14 protein-coding genes are annotated in these 17667 nt (G+C 71.4%); 7 read left to right on the top strand and 7 right to left on the bottom strand.

Going from position 1 to position 17667, the window contains the following annotated elements:
- Window positions 1-22 precede the first annotated feature (22 nt).
- Window positions 23-547, top strand: a complete 525-nt coding sequence (locus tag CP976_RS05975) for a MarR family winged helix-turn-helix transcriptional regulator (protein ID WP_150479375.1) — start codon at window positions 23-25, stop codon at window positions 545-547.
- 56 nt (window positions 548-603) lie between these two features.
- Here the strand turns inward: CP976_RS05975 and CP976_RS05970 are convergent, their stop codons facing one another.
- Together CP976_RS05970 and CP976_RS05965 are read right to left on the bottom strand one after the other, a co-directional pair.
- Window positions 604-2646 (bottom strand): CocE/NonD family hydrolase, encoded by a 2043-nt coding sequence (locus tag CP976_RS05970; RefSeq protein WP_150479374.1) that lies wholly within the window; start codon window positions 2644-2646, stop codon window positions 604-606.
- Window positions 2647-2694: 48 nt separating this feature from the next.
- Complete coding sequence (locus tag CP976_RS05965) at window positions 2695-3990, bottom strand: ATP-grasp domain-containing protein (RefSeq protein WP_150479373.1); 1296 nt, start codon at window positions 3988-3990, stop codon at window positions 2695-2697.
- A gap of 211 nt (window positions 3991-4201) precedes the next feature.
- Here CP976_RS05965 and CP976_RS05960 point away from each other — a divergent pair, with 211 nt between their 5' ends.
- Window positions 4202-5107: an SDR family oxidoreductase gene (locus tag CP976_RS05960; protein ID WP_150479372.1), complete on the top strand. Its 906-nt coding sequence runs from the start codon at window positions 4202-4204 to the stop codon at window positions 5105-5107.
- Here CP976_RS05960 and CP976_RS05955 read toward each other — a convergent pair.
- Both CP976_RS05955 and CP976_RS05950 read right to left on the bottom strand, forming a co-directional pair.
- Window positions 5104-7530, bottom strand: coding sequence for a SpoIIE family protein phosphatase (locus tag CP976_RS05955; protein ID WP_150479371.1), 2427 nt, complete (start codon window positions 7528-7530; stop codon window positions 5104-5106). The genes CP976_RS05960 and CP976_RS05955 overlap by 4 nt on opposite strands.
- 140 nt (window positions 7531-7670) lie before the next feature.
- The gene (locus CP976_RS05950) at window positions 7671-8288 is read right to left on the bottom strand and encodes a LysE family translocator (RefSeq protein ID WP_150479370.1); all 618 of its coding nucleotides are present in this window, start codon (window positions 8286-8288) and stop codon (window positions 7671-7673) included.
- 111 nt (window positions 8289-8399) lie between these two features.
- Here CP976_RS05950 and CP976_RS05945 point away from each other — a divergent pair, with 111 nt between their 5' ends.
- Window positions 8400-8852 (top strand): Lrp/AsnC family transcriptional regulator, encoded by a 453-nt coding sequence (locus tag CP976_RS05945; RefSeq protein ID WP_150479369.1) that lies wholly within the window; start codon window positions 8400-8402, stop codon window positions 8850-8852.
- 21 nt (window positions 8853-8873) lie between these two features.
- On the opposite strand, the gene CP976_RS05940 is transcribed toward CP976_RS05945, so the two are convergent.
- A complete protein-coding gene (locus CP976_RS05940) occupies window positions 8874-9824 on the bottom strand; it encodes a phosphotransferase (protein WP_150479368.1) in 951 nt (316 codons plus the stop codon).
- 174 nt (window positions 9825-9998) lie between these two features.
- On the opposite strand from CP976_RS05940, the gene CP976_RS05935 reads away from it, so the two are divergent.
- Both CP976_RS05935 and CP976_RS05930 read left to right on the top strand, forming a co-directional pair.
- Window positions 9999-10835, top strand: coding sequence for an alpha/beta fold hydrolase (locus tag CP976_RS05935; RefSeq protein WP_150479367.1), 837 nt, complete (start codon window positions 9999-10001; stop codon window positions 10833-10835).
- 74 nt (window positions 10836-10909) lie between these two features.
- The gene (locus CP976_RS05930) at window positions 10910-11566 is read left to right on the top strand and encodes a DUF5701 family protein (RefSeq protein WP_150479366.1); all 657 of its coding nucleotides are present in this window, start codon (window positions 10910-10912) and stop codon (window positions 11564-11566) included.
- Window positions 11567-11660: 94 nt separating this feature from the next.
- On the opposite strand, the gene proP is transcribed toward CP976_RS05930, so the two are convergent.
- Window positions 11661-13157 carry a glycine betaine/L-proline transporter ProP gene (gene proP, locus CP976_RS05925; protein WP_150479365.1) on the bottom strand — a complete coding sequence of 499 codons (1497 nt, stop codon included), beginning with the start codon at window positions 13155-13157 and terminating at the stop codon, window positions 11661-11663.
- Window positions 13158-13361: 204 nt separating this feature from the next.
- Between proP and CP976_RS05920 the strand changes: the two genes are divergently transcribed.
- Window positions 13362-14912 carry an MFS transporter gene (locus tag CP976_RS05920; RefSeq protein ID WP_150479364.1) on the top strand — a complete coding sequence of 517 codons (1551 nt, stop codon included), beginning with the start codon at window positions 13362-13364 and terminating at the stop codon, window positions 14910-14912.
- A gap of 243 nt (window positions 14913-15155) precedes the next feature.
- Here CP976_RS05920 and CP976_RS05915 read toward each other — a convergent pair whose 3' ends face one another.
- Window positions 15156-15674: an ATP-binding protein gene (locus tag CP976_RS05915; RefSeq protein WP_150479363.1), complete on the bottom strand. Its 519-nt coding sequence runs from the start codon at window positions 15672-15674 to the stop codon at window positions 15156-15158.
- A 246-nt stretch (window positions 15675-15920) separates the two neighbouring features.
- Between CP976_RS05915 and CP976_RS05910 the strand changes: the two genes are divergently transcribed.
- On the top strand, window positions 15921-17663 hold the full coding sequence (locus tag CP976_RS05910; RefSeq protein WP_150479362.1) for a SpoIIE family protein phosphatase: 1743 nt from the start codon (window positions 15921-15923) through the stop codon (window positions 17661-17663).
- Window positions 17664-17667 lie beyond the last annotated feature (4 nt).

Below are 17667 nucleotides of genomic sequence, written 5' to 3'. Positions count from 1 at the left end.
CAAGCACATCTAGGGTCGTGCCATGTCCACACGCCCCACGGCGGCGCCCGTCCCGACGGATCTGATCGAGATCGAGCGAGCCCTCACCCGCATCGCGTACCTGGCCGGCCGGGCCCGGCAGCACGAGCGTCTGACGGCCGAGTCGGGAGTGTCCCTGGACCGGGCCGCCGCGACGGTCCTGCTGCACATTGCCGAGGGCGACCCGCTGCGCCCCGGGGTACTGGCCGCCCGCCTGTCGGTGGAGGCGTCCCACGTCACCCGGCAGCTGCGGCAACTGGAGCGGACCGGCCATGTGACCCGCGTCCCCGACCCGGACGACCGGCGCGCCCAGCGCGTCCGGCTCACGGAAGCCGGCCTGGACGCGGTCCATCGCATCCAGGAGGTCCGCCGCCGTGGCATGGAGATGGCGCTGTCGGCCTGGTCACCCGGGGAACTGCGGCAGCTCGCCCTGTTCCTCCACCGGCTCCTCGACGACTTCGTCGCGCACACCGAGAGCCCCGTCGACGGCCGTCCGTCGACGGGGCTCTCGCGGGAGGGGGAGAAGTAGTTCCGGCGGCGCCCTCCACACCGGGGGTGGGCACTCCTTTCGCCCAGCGGATCCCGCTACAGCAGGTCGCGCGGTACCCGCTCGTTCCAGGTGCGGGAGAACACCCGGCGGTCGGCCTCGTACGCGTCGAGGGTCGCGTCCACGAAGAAGTCCGTGTCGTCACAGCTCAGCTGGGTCTGCGTCACCACCCGTACGTCCCAGTCGTCCCGCTGGAACCGCATGGTCCACGTGGACTCGCCGCTGACCGAGGTGAAGTCGTCGGCGACCGCCGTGTAGCGCTCGCGGGCGCGGCGCCCGGCCTCCATGTTGATGTCCTCGAAGCGGACCGTGCCCCGGTCCTTCACGATGTCCAGCTCGGAGTGGTAGCCGATCAGGTCCCGCTTGACCTCCCAGCGCTCCTCGGGGGGTGTCACCTGGCTCGTGGCGATCGGGGGAGTGCCCTCGGGTTCGCCGAAGGGGGACGCCGGTACCTCGTCCGGTGCCTCCACCGGCCGCACCGGCAGGGTGAGCGTGCTGGAATGTTCGTGGACGCTCAGCAGGGCGGGCTTCGGCGGTGGCCAGGCCAGCGGCCAGTAGGACGTGGAGAGGGAGAGCCGGATGCGGTGGCCGGGCGGGAACGCCTGGGCCACTCCGTTCAGCGGGACGGTGGCGCGGTAGCGGCGGCCCGGCTCCAGCGGCTCGGGCGACTCCGTGCTGTCGCGGCGGGTGAGGTTCAGGATGCCGTACGAGACACGGGTCGCGGATCCGTCCGGGCTCACGTCGGACAGCCGCGCGGCCACCAGGGCGACCGGTTCGCTGACCGACAGGTCGAGTTCCACGGTCGGCGAGCCGAGGATCTCCACCGGCTCGGTCAGCGGCTCACTGTCGAAGACGAGGGAACCGCCGTCCTCCTCACGCTGGTCGTACGGCAGGTCCGGGGGCGCGTTGTACGAGGCCCACTTGCCCGCGAACTGGCCCACGGACAGCGGTGACTGCACGGTCATCGCGTCGCCGTCGAGGGCGTTCCCCTCGTCCGCCGCCTCCCGCGGAGGCCCGATCGTGTGCCGGGTGAGCGGATGGACGGCCTGCCGGATGTGCGGGGAGGGCCAGTCCGGCTCGCCGACCCAGCGTCCCGGCCGCTCCTCGTACGCGGTGGAGGGGGGCACGCTGTCCTGCATCCACGCTTGCAGCATGGGGCCGTCCATGACGCCGTTGTCGACGCCCTTGAGCCAGTGGTCCCACCACCGTACGAGCTCCTGGAGGTAGCCGATCGCCGGGCCGGGCTCCCCGAGGTGGGGGAACTTGTGCGACCAGGGGCCGATCAGCCCCTTGCGGGGCACGTCCAGGTGGCCGAGCAGCCGGGTCACGGCGTTGGAGTAGCCGTCCGCCCAGCCGCTGGAGGCCAGGACCGGGCAGCGCACGCTGCTGTAGTCCTCGCACACCGAGGCGTGCCGCCAGTAGTCGTCCCGCCGCTGGTGGCGCAGCCACTGGAGGACCCAGGGCTCGGTGTGCTCCAGGCGCTCCTGCCACATCTCCCGCCAGCGGTCGCCGACCACGGCCGGGTCCGGCGGGCAGGTGCCGTAGGCGAACATCGTGCCCGCCTCGGCCAGGTTGTCCGACAGCAGGGCGCCGCCCATGTAGTGCATGTCGTCGGCGTGCCGGTCGTCGGTGAAGGAGGCGATGGCGATGGCCTTCAGGCCCGGCGGCTGCCGGGCCGCCACCTGGAGCGCCGCGAACGCGCCCCAGGAGATGCCCATCATGCCGGTGCCGCCGTCACACCAGGGCTGTTCCGTCAGCCAGGCCAGCACCTCCTCCGCGTCCGCCTGCTCCCGCTCCAGGTACTCGTCGCGCAGCACGCCCTCCGAGTCGCCGGTGCCGCGCAGGTCGACGCGGACACAGGCGTAGCCGTGTCCCGCGAGATACGGGTGGTGGATCGAGTCGCGCACGGCCGTCAGATCTCGCTTGCGGTACGGGATGTACTCCAGCACCGCGGGCACCGGCTCATGGTCCGACGAGGTGGGACGCCAGATGTGCGCGGAGAGCCGGACCCCGTCGGACATCGGGATCGTGACGTGCTCTTCTTCCTTCGTGGCGTGGGGCAGGTTGGTCACGTAACGCATGGAACCCACGTGCTCCTTACTCTCGTGGGGGTTCACTCCGGCGGGGCTTCACTCGGGCGGGGGTTCGTCGAAGGCGAGGCCCAGTGCGGCCACGCAGTGGTCGAACTTCTCCCGCAGCTCCGCCTCGTCCGCACCGCCGGTGTAGATGTGCGCCAACTCGTAGCTGTAGCTGTCCTGTCCGGGGAGGTCCGAGAGCCGGGTGCCCTCCTCGGGGACCACCTCGATGCGCACGCCCGGCGTTTCCCGTTCGATGCGGGCGATCTCCTCGGGCCCGGGCACCCGGCGCACCACGCCGTCGGTGAACCAGCGGTGGTACCACTTCGCCGCCATCGCGTACGGGCCCTCGCCATGCGGCATGCGCGGGTCCTCGCCGAGCGCGAGGCTCACCATGCAGTGGTGGTTGGGGACGCCGTCGACGTACTGGAACAGCTCCGCGTGCGACTGGGAGTGCCGGGGATTGATCTCCAGCAGGTTGATCGACTGCGTCTTCGGGTCGTAGAAGTACTCGATGCTGAAGGTGGCCGAGTCCATTCCGATCTGCCGCATCACCCGCTCCGAGACGTCGTGGAGCTCCGCGATGACCGCCGGCGGCAGCGTCGAGGGGTACTGGTGGCGCAGGAAGCAGGGGGAGTCCGGGTACTGGATGGAGTCCAGCACTCCGTAGACCGTCACCTCGCCCCGGTGGACGTAGCCCTCGACGGCGACCTGGACGCCGGACATCGCCTCCTCCGCCAGACAGACCCGGCCGCCGACACCGTCCATCTCCGGAGGCAGGTCGATGCGTTCGAGGATGTGCTCGAAGGGGCGGCCGATCCGCGAGATGCCCTCGCGGATCTCGGTGACGGCCTTGCGGAACTCCTCTTCGTCATCGACCCCGAAGGCGAGTTCGGACGAGTAGGAGAGCGCGGGCTTGACCCACATCGGGAAGGTCACCTTCTCGGGCGGGCGAGGTGGCTCGGCCGACAGGTCGACCCTGTCGAAGCCCGGGTGCCGGTCGGTCGCCTTCTGCTGCTCCAGCCGGCTCCAGTACTTGTGCTCGCACTTGACCACCGACTCCAGACTCGTGCTCCGCGTTCCGTAGCGTTCGCTCAGCATCGGCACGAGGGTGCTGACCGGGAAGTCCCAGTAGCCGACGATCGCGTCGATGCTGCCGTCGAAGGCGTCCAGCACCTCCACGGCCTTGTCGAACAGCGTGGGCAGATGCACCTCGCCGTACTGGAGTTCCTCGATGGTCAGCAGCTGGTGAAAGCGCAGCCGGTCAGCTCCGGGAACCGCCCGCAGCGTCGGCAGATTGGCTTCGTCGAGCCCGATCACGAAGACGTTCTTCACCGTCTCGTCAGACACGGATCTCCTTCCGACAAGAGGCCCTCCGGCCGGGCCTTCCAAGATCGACTGAGTACCCCTTGCGGGTGCGGCCATGCCGGTCGGCGCGATGCCTGCCGGGCGACAACGGGGAACATGCCTGCCGCCGATGTGGGCACGCGGTGCGGGGAAGAAACGGCGTGACCCGAGGTGAACGGCCGCGCCGTGGACGACACCGGCGAAAGGAAATCCCGTGCAGCCCGAGCAGGAACGGTCCGCACCGCAGGTCGTGTCCGAGCCCGACCCGCCCTACGACTCCGACAAGCAGCAGCGGCCCGGCCTCGAGGCCGATATGCGCACCCGGCCGCGCTACCGGGCGAGCCGCTACCGGGCCAGCGGCAAGCTGGAGGGCAAGGCCGCGCTGATCACCGGCGGCGACTCGGGTATCGGGCGGGCGGTGGCGCTGCTGTACGCGCGGGAGGGCGCCGACGTCGCCATCGTCCACCTTCCCGAGGAGCAGGTGGACGCGGAGCGCGTCCGGCGCGAGGTCGAGGACCAGGGCCGGCGCTGCCTGCTCCTGCCCGGCGACCTCACCGACCCGGAGTTCTGCCGCGAGGCCGTCGAACGGACGGCGGCGGAGCTCGGCGGGCTGAACATCCTGGTGAGCAACGCCGCGTACCTCAACAGCAAGCTCGAACTCGACCAGTTGACCGCCGAGGACTTCGACCTGACGTTCAAGACGAACGTCTACGCGTACTTCCACCTGCTCATGGCGGCGCTGCCGCACCTGGAGCCCGGCGACGCCGTCATCGCCACGGCCACCGAAGAGGCGCTCAAGGGCAGTACGACGATGATCGACTACGCGGCGTCCAAGGCCGCGCTGATCACCCTGACCAAGTCCGTCGCCGTGCACCTGGCCAAGCGCGGCGTGCGTGCGAACGTGGTCGCGCCGGGCCCGACCTGGACGCCGCTCAACGAGGCGGACCAGCACATGCCGCCGGACGGACTCGCCCAGATCGGCAGCGAGGCCCCGCTGGAACGCGCGGCCCAGCCCGAGGAGATCGCACCGACGTACGTCTACCTCGCCTCCGACGCCGACTCCAGCTACACGGTCGGCGAGGTCATCGCGGTGACCGGCGGCATCGTCGACACGCGCTAGGTGTACTGATCACGAGCCCCGCCGGCCTCTCCCGGCAGCGGCTGTTCCGCCCAGATGGTCTTGCCCGTGGGGGTCTGGCGGCTGCCCCAGCGTTCGGAGAGCTGGGCGACGAGCAGCAGGCCTCGTCCGCCCTCGTCGAACACGCGTGCCCGGCGCAGGTGGGGGGCGGTGCTGCTGCCGTCGGACACCTCGCAGATGAGGGCCGAGTCGCGGATCAGCCGCAGTTCGATGGGCGCGCCGCCGTACCGCAGCGCGTTGGTGACCAGCTCACTGACGATGAGTTCCGTGGTGAACTCCGCCTCCGCCAGCCCCCAGGCGGCCAGTTGCTCGCCCGCCATCCTGCGGGCCCGGGCCACGGCCGCGGGGTCGGGCGGCAGCTGCCAGGTGCGCACCTTACCGGCGTCGAGCGCGGCGGTCCGGGCCAGCATCAGCACGATGTCGTCGGCGGGACGGCCGGCCAGCACCGTGCGCAGCACCTGCTCACAGGTCTCCTCCAGCTCCCCGGCCGGGTTGCCCAGCGCCTCGCGGAGCAGGGCGAGCCCGGCCTCCATGTCGTGGTCGGCGGCGTTGATCAGCCCGTCGGTGTAGAGGGCGAGCAGGCTGTTCTCCTCCAGCGGCACCTCGACGGCTTCGAACGGCAGGCCGCCCACACCCAGCGGCGGCCCGGTCGGCAGATCCAGGAACCGTACGGCGCCGTCGGGCGTGACCAGGGCGGGCGGCGGATGCCCGGCCCGGGCCATCGTGCAGCGGCGGGACACCGGGTCGTAGACGGCGTACAGGCAGGTGGCGCCGACCTGTCCCGAGGTCTCCGCCGCCCGCCCGCGCGCCTCCGGGCCCTCTTCCCGGTCGATCCGGATGACGAGATCGTCGAGCTGGGTGAGCAGCTCGTCGGGGGCGAGATCGACATCCGCGAGCGTCCGCACCGCGGTCCGCAGCCGGCCCATCGTGGCCGAGGCCTGGATGCCGTGTCCCACCACATCGCCCACGACCAGGGCGACCCGCGTGCCGGACAGCGGGATCACGTCGAACCAGTCGCCCCCGATGTCAGCTCCGGAACCGGCCGGCAGATAGCGGTAGGCGACCTGCATCGCCGCCAGGTCCGGCGGCCGGTCGGGCAGGAGGCTGCGCTGAAGTGCCAGCGCCGTCCGGCGTTCCCGGGTGTAGCGGCGGGCGTTGTCCACGCTCACCGCCGCCCTGGCGACGATCTCCTCCGCGAGCAGCAGATCGTCCTCGCTGAACGGCTCCGCCGTCCGGTGCCGCAGGAAGTGCACCAGCCCCAGGGTCACCCCGCGGGCGCGCAGCGGCACCAGCATCACCGAGTGGATCATGTGCCTGGACACCGACTCGGCGCGGGCCGGGGAGGACCTGATCCACTCCCGCAGCCCCGGGTCTCCCGGCCGATGCCGCGAGCCCCGGCCGGCGGCCAGCGTCCGCACCGGCAGCGTGTCCACGGGGTAGAACGTGGCGTCGCCCGAGGCGACCACCGACTCCGGGCAGCCCTCCAGCACCGACCGCTGCGCGGTGCGCCGCACGGTGACGGGCGCGTCCAGCGGCACCGGTTCCGGCTCGTCGCCCAGGGCGACGGACTCCAGCAGGTCCACGGTGACGAAGTCCGCGAATCCGCTCACGGCCACCTCGGCCAGCTCCTCGGCCGTCCGGGTCACGTCCAGGGTGCTCCCGATCCGCAGGCCGGCGTCGTTGAGCACCGCCAGCCGGCGGCGGGCCCAGTACTGCTCCGTGGTGTCGAACACGGTCGCGGACATGCCCTGTACCGCACCGGTCTCGTCCTTCAGCGGCGCCATGAACATCGACCAGGCATGCGGCCCGGTCTCGCCCGGAGCCTGGCCGTGCTCCTCGTGGAAGACCATCTCGCCGGTGCGCAGGACCTCGCGCTGGAGGCGGTCGTACGTGTCGAAGGGCGGCCTGGGCTCGATCTCCCAGAGCGTCAGGCCCTTCATCTCCTCCTCGGACCTGCCCATCACCTGGGTCATGATCTCGTTGGCGGCCACGAGCCGGGCCTCACGGTCGTAGACCGCCACCGGCACGGGGAGCTGCGCGAGTGTGAGGTCCCACAGGGGCAGGGCTCCGTGCCCGGCCCGCCTCGCCGTGTGCGCGAGGGTCGCGCCGGTGACGAGCCAGAGCCGTCTGCGGTCCGCGCCCAGCATCGGAGTGCCCTGAAGCCGGACCACGACACGGTCGCCGTCCCGGTGCCACAGCGCGACCTCACCGGCCCAGCGCTGCCCGCCGGCCACATGACGTCGCGTGGCGCCGGGCAGGTCGGCGGCGAGCAGGCGCGCGGCGCCCCGGCCCACGATCTCGTCGGGTTCGTATCCGAGCAGCCGTCGAGCGCCGTCGCTCCACACCGTGATCACCCCACGGGCGTCGACGACGACCGTCAAGTCCTCCGGTACGGGTCCCTGCACGGTGCCTCCGGATGTGACCCCCTGCCGCTTCCCGGCCATCATCTCAGGGAGGACCGCCGACCACCCCTCGCGGCTTCCCGCCACCGCTCCCGCCGGATCCGGAGACGCCCTGACGGTCAGTCACCGCGAGGAGCGCATCATCAGCGGGTCAGGCGTTCCACCAGCAGGAACCCGCCGATGGCGATCATCAGAGCGCCGGAGACACGCGTGACCGCCCGGGCCGCGGCGGGTCTGGTCCTCAGGACGGTGCGGGCCAGGACTCCGACGGAGAGGTAGACGACGGCGCAGGCGGTCATGTGCAGCGTGCCGAGCAGGCCGGTCTGCGTGGCGACCGGCCAGCCGCCCGCGGGGTCGATGAACTGCGGGAACAGCGAGAAGTACAGCAGCAGCGCCTTCGGGTTCAGTCCGCTGGTCCCGGCTCCCTTGAGCATGACCCGCAAGGGGGAGGAGCCCGCCTCGTCGTCGGAGGCCGTCAGGACGGCAGGCTGCCTCAGCACGCCGCAGCCGAGCCACACCAGGTAGCCCGCCCCGGCCAGGGTCAGCGCGGTGAGCAGGCTCGCCGAGTTCGCCACGATCACCACCAGGCCCGCGACCGCGAGCAGGGTGTATCCGGCGTATCCGGCTATCAGCCCGGCGACCGCGGGGACGACCGACCGGCCCCTGACGCCCGCCGTGATCGCATAGGCCCAGTCCGCGCCGGGGGTGAACACCAGCAGCAGATCCACTGCCAGGAATGCCGCCAGCGTCGTCGTTTCCATCGATCGGTCCCTCTCACGTGCCTTGTCGCGAGAGGAAGGCTAGGTCGGATCAGCCCGAAAGTGTTCCCTTCTTTACTCCTTGATCGCGCCATCTGGGGCAGAATCTTCCCCATGGATGCCCTGGACCGGAAAATTCTTACCGAGCTCCAGCTTGACGGCCGTCTCACGGTCACCGAGCTGGCCGCCCGGGTGAAACTGAGCGTCTCGCCCTGCCACCGCCGCCTGCGCGACCTCGAACGCGAGGGCGCGATCCGCGGCTACCGTGCCGTCGTGGACCCGGCCGCCGTGGGCCTCAACTTCGAGGCGCTCGTCTTCGTCACCCTGCGCTGGGAGGACGCCGACACCGTCTCCGCGTTCGAGGAAGGCGTGGCCGCGGTCCCGCACGTGCTCCAGGCGCAGCGCTTGTTCGGCGACCCCGACTACCTCCTGCGCGTCGCCACCACCGACCTGGCCGCCTTCCAGCAGCTCTACGACCAGCAGCTCGCCCGGCTGCCCGGCGTCCAGCGCCTGAACTCCACCCTCGTCATGAAACACATCGTGGACGACCGGCCCCTGCCCGAGTGAGCGGAGCCGGCCGCCTCTCGCTCAGCCGCCCAGGCCACCGGCGAACGGCATCGTCCGCCACTGTTCGACGGCCGGCTGCAACGCGTCGACGAGCATGGGCAGTTGCGGCGCCAGTGCGAGACACGCCACCGCGCGGGACATGCCCACGGCGTTGACGACGCGCAGCACCCCCTCGTCCAGCCGCCGCAGGCCCCGGCGTTCGGCGGCCGCGTTGTAGGCGGCCTCGCATTCGGGGCCGAGTGCCGCCAGGTCCCACTCGACCGGTCCGAACGTGGTCAGTTCGAAGTCGGAGTACAGCTCGCCGTCCTTGGCGGAGACGATGTTGGCCGCGGGGGAGTCACCGTGGATCGGCTGGAACTCGATGCCCGGGAACGCCGCCTCGAACCCCGCGCGTGAGCTGATGACGGGTTCCAGGACGTCCCACTCGCGCCGCGCGCGGTCGAGGTCGGCCGGGGCCAGCAGGTCGGGCCGCCCTTCGAGCGCGGCGAGTCCCTCGGAGACGAACCGCGGTTCGGCCGCCGACAGGAACGGCAGCTCACCCGGGTACGAGCGCAGCGCGGCGTGCAGGTCGGCGACCAGGCCGGCGTGGTGCACGTAATCGGGCTCGACGCTCTGGTCCAGCTCGACGAACTGCCAGAACGTCATCGAGAAACCGTCCCGCTGCACGGGCTCGCGCGGCACGAGCGGACTCGGCGGAATCACCGGGTGCCCCTGTTCCGCCAGCCACGCCACCACATCGAGCTCCAGCCGCTGCCCCGCCGCCTGCGACTCGGGGCCGGAGTACGCCGGCAGGACGGTCGGCACCCGCACCACCACGGGCGACGGAGCGAGGTGCACCACGACGGAGAACACGTCGTAGATCACCCTCGCGTCGGTCACCGTGAGCCCGAGATCACGACCCGCGGCGACGGCCGCGGCGAGAGCGCGGGACTTACGGGCGTCGATCTGATCAGACGTCAAAAACCCTTCCATGCGGCGATGGTGTCACGCCGGTCGCGTCGGCGACGAGGGGTCAACGATCTCCGAACGACTGCTCCTGTGCGCTCCCGGTCAAGCACCGGTGCGCTCCCAGGCAAGCGGCCGCACGACTCCGGGCCTAGCGTTGCCGGGTCCCTCACCAGCCACCCGGAAACGAGGAAGCAACACATGCCGTACATCACCGTGGGCCAGGAGAACTCCACCGCCATAGACCTGTACTACGAGGACCACGGATCCGGGCAGCCGGTCGTCCTCATCCACGGGTTTCCGCTCGACGGCCACTCCTGGGAGCGGCAGACCGCCGTGCTGCTCGACGCCGGCTACCGCGTGATCACCTACGACCGGCGCGGCTTCGGGCAGTCCGCCCAGCCGGCGACCGGCTACGACTACGACACCTTCGCCGCCGACCTGAACACCGTGATGGAGACCCTCGACCTGCGGGACGCCGTCCTCGTCGGGTTCTCGATGGGCACCGGCGAGGTCGCCCGGTACGTGTCCCGGTACGGCTCCGGCCGGGTCGCGAAGGTCGCCTTCCTCGCCTCGCTGGAGCCCTGCCTGCTCAAGTCCGACGACAACCCGCAGGGGGTCGCCCCGAAGGAGTTCTTCGACGGGATCGTCGCGGCCGTCAAGGCCGACCGCTACGCGTACTACACGGACTTCTACAAGGACTTCTACAACCTCGACGAGAACCTCGGCACCCGGATCAGCGAGGAGGCCGTCCGCAACAGCTGGAACGTCGCCGCGGGCGGCGGCTTCTACGCGGCGGCCGCCGCGCCGTCGACCTGGTACACCGACTTCCGGGCCGACATCCCGGCGATCGACGTGCCGGCCCTGATCCTGCACGGCACGGGCGACCGCATCCTCCCCGTGGAAGGCACCGCCAGGCCGTTCCACAAGGCTCTCCCGGCCGCCGACTACGTCGAGATCGAGGGCGCCCCGCACGGACTGCTCTGGACCCACGCGGAGGAGGTCAACTCGGCACTGCTCGCCTTCCTGGAGAAGTGATCCGTCGCGGGAACGTCCCGGCAGACCGGCTCGTTGGACATGAGTTCGCCCACGTCACCGACCATGGGAGCATCGTGCCCGACGCCACGCCCGACACGTCCACCGTCCTCCCCGCACTCCCGGCCCTGAGCGCGCAGGCCGAGCGGCTGATCGAACTGGGGGTGCACGAGATCGCCGGGCTGTCCGCCGACGAGATCCGTACGTTCGCCGCCGGGACCGACGGCGAGGGCGCCCTGCTGGCCGTGCACCCGGACAGGGTCCCCGCCTCCGCCCTGGCGCCGCTGCTGCGCCGCGACGGCAAACCGGGCTTTGTCGTCCTCGACATGCCCGACGTCGACGAGTTCAGACCCTCCGCCGTCGAAGTGCCCGACGCCGCGCTCTACGTCGTCACCGGCGTCGACCGCGGTGACCACATGGCCAACTGGAGCCCGGACGAGGCACTGCCCGCCCTCACCAAGGAGGACCGCACCCCGCTGCTGCTCACCGAGGGCATCCACTGGGTGCTCCAGGAGCCGGCTGCCCTGGAGCGCAACCGCTGCTTCATGACCATCGGGTCCCGGCTGCGCAAGCCCAACGGCAGCATGGACGCCCGCACCCCGGCGATCTGGATCAGCAACGGCACCGGGCGCGACGGCCGCGAGCGGCGCAACGCCCCGAAGGTCGGCTGGTGCTGGTGGAACAACCGGCACACCTGGCTGGGCTTCGCCTCGACGACGGGGCGCAGGTCCTAGGTGTATTGACCCGGGGATAGCGGCGGCGGCCTGTACGACCGCCGCCGCTGCCCCGGGCCTGTGACGCGAAGAACCGCAGCCGTCCGACGGAAGGTCAGAACCTGGGCCGAGGGGCCTGTGCCTCGACGATCTCCGCGGCCTCGGCCCGCGTCTCGACGGACGGCGGGGAACCGGCCAGGGGCTTGTTGGCGGTCTCCTTCATGCACAGGACGGCGATGACGCCGATGACCGCGGCACCCGTGGAGTAGTAGGCCGGCATGAGGGTCGAGTCGAAGGCGCTGATCAGGGCGGTGATCACCAGGGGAGTGGTACCGCCGAAGATCGAGGTGGCCAGGTTGTAGGCCACCGAGAGGGAGCCGTACCGCACATGGGTGGGGAAGATCGCCGGGAGCGCCGCCGACATCGTGCCGAGCATCGTCACCAGGGAGAGCCCCAACAGCAGTAGCCCCAGGGCGATCAGGACGACACTGCCCTGCCGGATGAGCAGGAAGGACGGCACGGACAAGAAGAGGAACCCGAGCATCCCCGCCATCAGCAGCGGCCTGCGCCCGAAGCGGTCCGACAGCCGCCCGACCTGGTTGATGACGCACATCTGAAGCACCATCACGAGCAGTAGGATCAGCAGCCCGTGGTTGGTCTCGTAGCCCAGCTCGTCGGACAGGTACGTCGGCATGTACGACAGCAGCATGTAGTCCGTGATGTTGTACGCCGCGACCAGCGCGAGGCACAGCAGCAGCGGCCGCCAGTACCGGGTGAAGATCTTGCCGAGGTCGGCGGCGGCCGAGGTCTCCACGGCCTCGGCGGCCTCGCTCGCCTTGACCTGGCCGCCCTCCAGCTTCTGGAAGGCGGGCGTCTCGTCCAGCTTCAGCCGCAGGTAGAGGCCGATGAGGCCGAGCGGGGCCGCCGCCAGGAAGGGGATGCGCCAGCCCCACGCCAGCATCTGGTCGTCGCTGAGGAGGGTCTGGAGGACGACGACGAGGCCGGAGGCCCCGACGTAGCCGGCGAGCGTGCCCAGCTCCAGGAAGCTGCCGAAGAAACCGCGCCGCTTGTCGGGCGCGTACTCCGCGATGAACGTCGAGGCGCCCCCGTACTCCCCGCCGGTCGAGAAGCCCTGCACCAGCCGGAAGAAGATCAGCAGGGCCGGGGCCCAGAGACCGATGACGGCGTGCGAGGGGACGACGCCGATGGCGAAGGTCCCCACCGCCATCATGATCATGGTGAGGGAGAGGATGCGCTTGCGGCCGACCTTGTCACCGAGCGGCCCGAACACCATTCCGCCGAGGGGACGTACCAGGAAGGCCACCGCGAACGTCGCGAAGGAGCTGAGCAGTTGGGCCGTGTCGTTCCCCGAGGGGAAGAACACCTTCCCGATGGTCGAGGCCAGATAGCTGTAGATGCCGAAGTCGTACCACTCCATCGCGTTGCCGAGGGCGGCGGCCTTGGTGGCGCGCTTGACCGCCGCCTCGTCGGTCACGGTGATGTCGCTGCGGCGCAGCTTCGGACGGCGTCGTTTCTCGATCGCCCGGAACAGCACCCGGTGTCGTCTCACGGCTGCCGGATCCACCGACTCGTCGTTGTCGGGCGCCGCCATCACGTCGTTCCTTTCGCCGGTCGTCTGTGCCAACCACAACGCCTGCACAGATCTCGCGCGCTCAAACGGACACCTTCGCGCGGCACTCGAATGACTACCGTGGGTGACGGTCGATGCTCGCGGTGGGACCAGCACTGCCCGCCCGCCGGCCGTGGTGTGTCCCTGCCCCGGAGGGGGAACTTGGTTCGCCGGTGCACACCTGGGATGCCTACCTCGGGTGCCTACCCGGTGAGAGGAGCCCATGTGACAGCGTCAGCGGCGGGCGACCCGAACCAGGGCGCGCGGGAGGCCGGGTACGAGCCGGATCCGCACCGGTGGCGGGCCCTGTGGGTCACCCTGGTGGCCGGCTTCATGAGCCTGCTGGACGTGTCGATCGTGGCGGTCGCCCTGCCCTCCGTCCAGCGCGGCCTGGACGCCTCTCCCGCGCAGGTGCAGTGGGTGGTGTCCGGATACGCTCTCGCCTTCGCCCTCGCGCTCGTCACCGCCGGCCGCCTCGGAGACGCGCTGGACCGGCGCCGCATCTTCCTGCTGGCCCTCAGCGGCTTCGTGATCTTCAGCGCGGCCTGCGGGGCGGCCCCCAGCATCACGCTGCTGGTGGTGGCACGCCTCGCCCAGGGCCTGGCGGCCGGCTTCATGGCTCCCCAGAACTCGGCGCTCATCCAGCAGATGTTCCGCGGTGCCGAACGCGGACGTGCCTTCGGCTTCTTCGGCGCCACCGTCGGCATATCGTCCGCCGTCGGCCCTCTCGCGGGCGGGCTGATCCTCGCCCTGGCCGCCGGCGACCAGGGCTGGCGGTGGATCTTCTACGTCAACGTGCCCATCGGCATCCTCGCCGTCCTCCTCGGCCGCCGGCTGCTGCCCCGCACCCGGCGGTCCGGCCGGCAGCACGTGGACCTGCCCGGCGTCGTGCTCCTCGGCCTCGGTGTCCTCGCGTTGATGTACCCGCTGGTCCAGGCGGGCTCCGGCGGCTTCGGCGGGCTGTGGTGGATGTTCCTCGCCGGTGCCGCGATCCTCTTCGGCTTCAGCCGCTGGCAGCGTCGCCTCGTCGAGCGGGACACCCAGCCGCTGCTCGATCCGCGCCTGTTCACCACCGTGCGCGGCTACGCCGTCGGCGCCGGCGTCGGCACGCTCTACTTCATCGGCTTCAGCGGCGTCTGGCTGGTCTTCGCGCTCTTCTACCAGAACGGCCTGGGCTTCTCCCCCCTCCGCTCCGGCCTCGTCGTGACGCCTTTCGCCCTCGGTTCGGCCTGTGCGGCCGCGGTCGCCGGCCGGCTGGTGGACCGGCTCGGCCGCATCCTCACCGTGGGCGGTCTCACGGCCGTGATCGCCGGGTTGGGCGGCACCGCGCTGCTGCTCCGCTTCGCGCCTCTCGACATCGCGCCCTGGGCCGCCGCGCCGGTGCTGTTCCTGGCCGGCGTCGGCAGCGGCTGTGTGATCTCCCCCAACATCACCATGACGCTGCGCGACGTGCCCGTGCACATGGCGGGCGCGGCGGGCGGCGCCCTCCAGACCGGGCAGCGGCTCGGCGCCGCGGTGGGCACGGCCGCCCTGCCCGGCCTCTTCTACCTGGTGCTCGGCAGCGGCGACGACTACCGCGGCGCCCTCGCCGTCGCACTGGGCGCCGGCCTCCTCGGCATGCTGGCGTCCCTGGCCCTCGCGACGTCCGACTGGAGGCGCGACCGGCGCTCGCGCCAGCGGCACGGGGAGTGCCCGGAGGATGTCGCCAACAGCCCCATACACGCCCGGCAGAACTGATTCCGCAGCCGCGCCCACCGGATACGGCGCGCCCACCGGATACGGCGCGCCTACCGGGTACGGCGCGTCCACCGGGTACGAGGCGCCGACCGGGTAGGGGGGTGGGCGTCCACCGGCTACGGGGCGCAAACCGGCTAGGGGGCGCCGACCGGCTGCGGCGCGCCGACCGGCTAAGGCGCGCCCACCGGCTACGGGGCGCGCCCACCACGTACGGAGACCGTCGGCTGCGTACCGAAACCAGAGTCAGCCGGCTGCCAGCACGGGCCCGGGCCTCCCGGCGCCGGCACCCGCACCGGCGCTCGCGTGCTCGTGCGGGGCCAGCCGCAGATAGGCGGTGATCTGCTTGCCCCTGGACCGGCGTGCCACGGCGACCCGTTCGCTGACCGTGTGCACCAGGCGCAGTCCGTGGCCGCCGACGCGGAACCGGTCACCCTGGTGCACCGTGGGCTGCTCCGCCGAGGTGTCCCGCACGGTGATGGCCAGCTGTCCCCGGAACAGTCGCAGGATCAGCTCGCAGGGTCCCGGCGCATGCCGGATGACGTTGGTGATCAGTTCGCTGACGACGAGTTCGGCGTCCACGGCCAGAGAGGCCGGAATCGCGGCGGGGGCGGTGTTCGGACCGTGGGCGAGGAAGGCGCGCAGGGCCAGACGCGCGTCGACGGCGCTTGCCGCGCCGTCGCCCCATGCCGCGCCGAAACGCAGCGTGGCCTGCTCGTCCGCGCCCGGTCGATCTGCCGCCTGCTTCCCAAGCGGGAGGACCATACGGATGCTCTTTCGTTGTGTTCGCCCCTGCCGGGGTTGCTCTGTCGCCCTGCGTTTACCCGGGTGCGCTCCACCCATACCAGGACAGTCACCAGGCGTTCTCGGCAAGCCGCTCCCAGCGGTGGCAGCCACGCGGGGGGCTGGTTTCGACGCCACGGGGCACACGGGGGATGCAACACGGGAGGGCATCCCACGGTGGAAGGCCCACGGTCGACAGAGGCGGCCGATCAGCAAGGAGGCGACGACATGGCAGGGCCGGAGCATACGGAGACCCCCGCACGGCGGTCCGTGGCCGTACTCGACACCTCGCTGACCGGAAGGCTGGACGCCATCGGAACCGGGGCCTACGTCGTCGACGAGGAGGGCCGCATCCTCGCGGCCAACACCCGTGCCCGGGACGTACTGGGCCGGTCCACCGAGGACCTGCTCGGTCATGACGCGCACGACCTGCTGCACCGGGACGCCCACGGGCGACCGCTGCCCACGAGCCGGTGCGGAATGCGGCAGGCCTTCCACGCCGGGCGGACCGCCCAGGCCGACGAGGACTACTTCGCACGCGGAGACGGTTCCCTGCTGCCCATCTCCTGGCTGATCACCCCGTACGACATCGGCGACGACGGAGCCGGCACGCTCGTGCTCTTCCACACCGTCGAACACACGCCGGAAACCAGCCCGCGGCCGGAGCCGACGGGCAGGCCGCTGTCCGAGCTGGAACGGCTTGCCCTGCTGGCCGACGCCACCACGCGGCTGACCTCCACGCTCGATGCCGACGAGGCGCTGGACCGCCTGGTGGGCCTGGTCGTGCCCCGGCTGGCGGACTGGGTGATCGTGGATCTGATCACCGAGCACGACGAGGTCTGGCGTTCCGAAGTGGTCCACGCCGACGGCGGCACCCTGGTGCGCCGGGACGATCTCCAGGGCCCGATGCCGCCCGTCCCGGAGGCGTCCCCGATGCCCCTGTCCAGAGCCCTGCGCGGGGTGGCCTCCACGGTGGCCGGGCCCGGCACCTACCAGCGCGAACCGGATTCCGGCCTCGCGGTCGAGCAACGGCGGCTGTTCGACGTCACGGGGATGCACTCGGCGGCCATCGCGCCCATCCGCAGCACCCGCGCGGTCCTCGGGGCCCTGACCCTCGGCCGGGCCGAGGACCCGGTTCCCTTCACTCCGGCCGATCTCCCGCTGGTCGAGGACATCGCCCGCCGGGCCGGCCTCGCCCTGGACAACGCCCGCCTGTACCAGCGCCAGCGCAAGGTCGCCGAGACCATGCAGAGCCATCTGCTGCCCCAGATGCCGGGAGTCCCGGGCCTCCAGATGACCGTCCGCTACCTGCCCGCACCCGACGCCTCGCAGGTCGGCGGCGACTGGTACGACGCCTTCCCCATGTCCGACGGGTCCACCGCCCTGGCCGTCGGGGACGTCGTGGGGCACGACCTGGAGGCGGCGGCCGGCATGGCGCAGGTGCGCAACATGCTCCGCGCCTACGCCTGGTCCCAGCACGAACCCCCCAGCCGGATCGTCACACGGCTCGACGAGGCACTCCAGCACATCACGGACGTCGACATGGCCACGATGATCTTCGCCCGGATCGACGCGGCGGAGGGCGACGGCCGGTGGCAGCTGTCCTGGACGAACGCGGGTCACCCGCCGCCCCTGCTGATCAGCCGCGACGGCCTGGCGCGCTACCTGACGGACGGACACGGCATCGTCCTGGGCGCCGGAGCCGGCACCCCGCGCCCCGACGCCACGACCTTGCTCCCGCCCGGATCCACCCTCGTGCTGTACACCGACGGCCTGATCGAAGCACCCGGCCACAGCCTCGACGAGGGCCTGGAACGGCTGAGCCGGCACGCCGCCGCCCTCGCCCACCGCCCCCTGTCCTCCTTCACCGACCACCTGCTGCGCCGCGTCCGCCCCGCCGACAACGAGGACGACGTCGCCCTCCTGGCCCTGCGCACACCTGTCCCCAGGGCACCGGCAGCCGGTCGGTGACCCG

It is taken from the genome of Streptomyces coeruleorubidus (genome assembly GCF_008705135.1).
GTDB lineage: Bacteria > Actinomycetota > Actinomycetes > Streptomycetales > Streptomycetaceae > Streptomyces > Streptomyces coeruleofuscus.
The sequence above is the reverse complement of the archived record's forward strand: the minus strand, read 5'-3'. Positions and strand labels throughout refer to the sequence as shown.

Bases quoted from the DNA above. Each gene is read 5' to 3' on its own strand.
- CP976_RS05920 (WP_150479364.1), top strand. From the start codon at position 13,362: ATGCCTACCTCGGGTGCCTACCCGGTGAGAGGAGCCCATGTGACAGCG.
- proP (WP_150479365.1), bottom strand. From the start codon at position 13,157: ATGGCGGCGCCCGACAACGACGAGTCGGTGGATCCGGCAGCCGTGAGA.
- CP976_RS05945 (WP_150479369.1), top strand. From the start codon at position 8,400: ATGGATGCCCTGGACCGGAAAATTCTTACCGAGCTCCAGCTTGACGGC.
- CP976_RS05975 (WP_150479375.1), top strand. From the start codon at position 23: ATGTCCACACGCCCCACGGCGGCGCCCGTCCCGACGGATCTGATCGAG.
- CP976_RS05935 (WP_150479367.1), top strand. From the start codon at position 9,999: ATGCCGTACATCACCGTGGGCCAGGAGAACTCCACCGCCATAGACCTG.
- CP976_RS05950 (WP_150479370.1), bottom strand. From the start codon at position 8,288: ATGGAAACGACGACGCTGGCGGCATTCCTGGCAGTGGATCTGCTGCTG.
- CP976_RS05940 (WP_150479368.1), bottom strand. From the start codon at position 9,824: ATGGAAGGGTTTTTGACGTCTGATCAGATCGACGCCCGTAAGTCCCGC.
- CP976_RS05970 (WP_150479374.1), bottom strand. From the start codon at position 2,646: ATGCGTTACGTGACCAACCTGCCCCACGCCACGAAGGAAGAAGAGCAC.
- CP976_RS05910 (WP_150479362.1), top strand. From the start codon at position 15,921: ATGGCAGGGCCGGAGCATACGGAGACCCCCGCACGGCGGTCCGTGGCC.
- CP976_RS05915 (WP_150479363.1), bottom strand. From the start codon at position 15,674: ATGGTCCTCCCGCTTGGGAAGCAGGCGGCAGATCGACCGGGCGCGGAC.